This is a genomic window from Nocardioides dubius (genome assembly GCF_039528155.1).
GTDB lineage: Bacteria > Actinomycetota > Actinomycetes > Propionibacteriales > Nocardioidaceae > Nocardioides > Nocardioides dubius.
This window is the reverse complement of record NZ_BAAALG010000011.1, coordinates 128,324-130,517: the sequence shown is the minus strand read 5'-3', so window position 1 is coordinate 130,517 and position 2,194 is coordinate 128,324. Positions and strand designations below refer to the sequence as shown.

Here is a 2,194-nt window from a genome sequence, read left to right as displayed (position 1 = left end):
CTACTCGGGCCCCGAGCACCCGCACACGGCCCAGAAGGCCACGCCGTTCGAGATCAAGCAGATCTCCCAGTAATCGCAGAAGGATCAGGAAATCGTGACTGAGTCGAACGTGAACGCGACCGAGGTCGAGGAGACCTACGAGGTCAACGAGGACGGCGTCGCCTACAGCTCGGAGAGTGCGCCCTCGGCTGACGCTCCGCTGCGCCCCGCCACCATCGCCCCCGCCTCGGCCACCGGCCGTCGCAAGGAGGCCGTTGCTCGTGTGCGGATCGTCCCGGGTACCGGCAAGTGGACCCTGAACGGCCGCGAGCTGGACTCCTACTTCCCGAACAAGCTGCACCAGCAGGTTGTCAACGAGCCCTTCGTGGTGGCGCAGGTCGAGGGTCGCTTCGACGTCATCGCCCGCATCCACGGCGGCGGCATCACCGGCCAGGCCGGTGCTCTGCGTCTGGGCGTCGCCCGCGCGCTGAACGCCGTCGACGTCGAGGCCAACCGCCCGGGTCTGAAGAAGGCCGGCCTGCTCACCCGTGACGCTCGCGTCATCGAGCGCAAGAAGGCTGGTCTCAAGAAGGCCCGTAAGGCTCCGCAGTTCAGCAAGCGCTGATCCTGGCACGCGTGCCGGGCGCCTCGCGGCGTTGTCGCTGCTCGACGACCCGCTCCGCTTCAAGGTCGCCTTCGCAGCTTCGCCTTGCGAGGCGCTCCGGCGCGCGTCCCAGAAAGTTGCAGCAATGAACCGAGTTTTCGGCACGGACGGGGTCCGGGGCCTGGCCAACGGTGTTCTCACCGCTGAGCTGGCCCTGGACCTTTCCGTTGCAGCAGCCCATGTACTCGCCGAGCGTGGCGAGTTCGCAGGCCACCGGCCCCTCGCCGTCGTCGGCCGGGACACCCGGGTCTCCGGGCAGTTCCTGGAGGCGGCGGTCGTTGCGGGCCTTCTCTCCGCAGGGGTCGACGTAGCCCTTCTCGGCGTTCTGCCGACCCCCGGCGTCGCCTATCTGACCGACGCCCTCGGCGCCGACCTCGGCGTCATGATCAGTGCCTCGCACAACGCCATGCCCGACAACGGGATCAAGTTCCTGGCGCGGGGCGGCACCAAGCTCGACGACGTCATCGAGGACGCCATCGAGGCCCGCCTCGGCGAGCCCTGGGAGCGCCCGACCGGTGCGCAGGTGGGCCGGGTGCACACCCACCACACTGCCGCCGACGAGTACGTCGCGCACCTGATCGGCACCACGAACAAGCCGCTGGCCGGCATCCGCGTGGTGCTCGACTGCGCGGAGGGCGCCGCCAGCGAGGTCGGCCCACGCGCGGTGCGCGGTGCCGGTGCCGACGTCACCGCGATCCACGCCCAGCCCGATGGGCTGAACATCAACGAGCAGTGCGGCTCCACCCACCTGGAGGACCTCCAGGCGGCCGTGCTCAAGGACGGCGCCGCCGTGGGCTTCGCCTTCGACGGTGACGCCGACCGCTGCCTGGCGGTCGATGCGGAGGGAACGGTCGTCGACGGCGACCAGATCCTCGCCATCCTGGCCGGCTCGCTCAAGGACTCGGGCCGCCTGGCCCACGACACCGTGGTCGCCACGGTGATGAGCAACCTCGGCTTCGTGCAGGCGATGCGCGCTGCCGGGATCGAGGTGCTGCAGACCAAGGTCGGCGACCGCTACGTGCTCGAGGCGATGCGCGAGCAGGGGCACAACCTCGGCGGCGAGCAGTCCGGCCACGTGATCATGAGCGACTTCGCCACCACCGGCGACGGCGTGCTGACCGCCCTGCACCTGTTGGAGCGGATGGCGACCACCGGCCAGTCGCTCAAGGAGCTGGCCGCGGTGATGACCCGGCTCCCGCAGGTGCTGGTCAACGTCCGTGGCGTCGACAAGGCCCGTGCCGTCGACGACGAGGGCCTGCTGGCCGCGGTCGCCGAGGCCGAGACGGAGCTGGGCGACACGGGCCGGGTGCTGCTGCGCCCCTCAGGCACCGAGCCGCTGGTCCGGGTGATGGTCGAGGCCGCCTCGGCGGAGCACGCCGACGAGGTCGCCCAGCGTCTCGCCACCGTGGTGCGGGAGCGGCTCGCACTGGGCTGACGCGCCGCTCGCCCGGGTGAAAACCCGTGGCGTCACGACCCCGCGATTGCCTAGCCTGGCGGCGTGGAGATCGTGGAGGTCGACCCGTTCGACCGGGAGCAGATGGACGCCTGGCA

Annotated in this window: 2 protein-coding genes; both read left to right on the top strand. The window is 70.6% G+C overall.

What is annotated here, in order from left to right; translation table 11 throughout:
* Positions 1 to 94: 94 nt before the first annotated feature.
* Entirely contained in the window at positions 95 to 604 is a 510-nt protein-coding gene (gene rpsI / locus ABD151_RS13655; protein WP_343995264.1) for a 30S ribosomal protein S9, read from the top strand.
* 124 nt (positions 605 to 728) lie between these two features.
* A complete protein-coding gene (gene glmM, locus ABD151_RS13650) occupies positions 729 to 2,078 on the top strand; it encodes a phosphoglucosamine mutase (protein ID WP_343995262.1) in 1,350 nt (449 codons plus the stop codon).
* The last annotated feature ends 116 nt before the right edge of the window (positions 2,079 to 2,194 follow it).

Bases quoted from the DNA above. Each gene is read 5' to 3' on its own strand.
- glmM (WP_343995262.1), top strand. From the start codon at position 729: ATGAACCGAGTTTTCGGCACGGACGGGGTCCGGGGCCTGGCCAACGGT.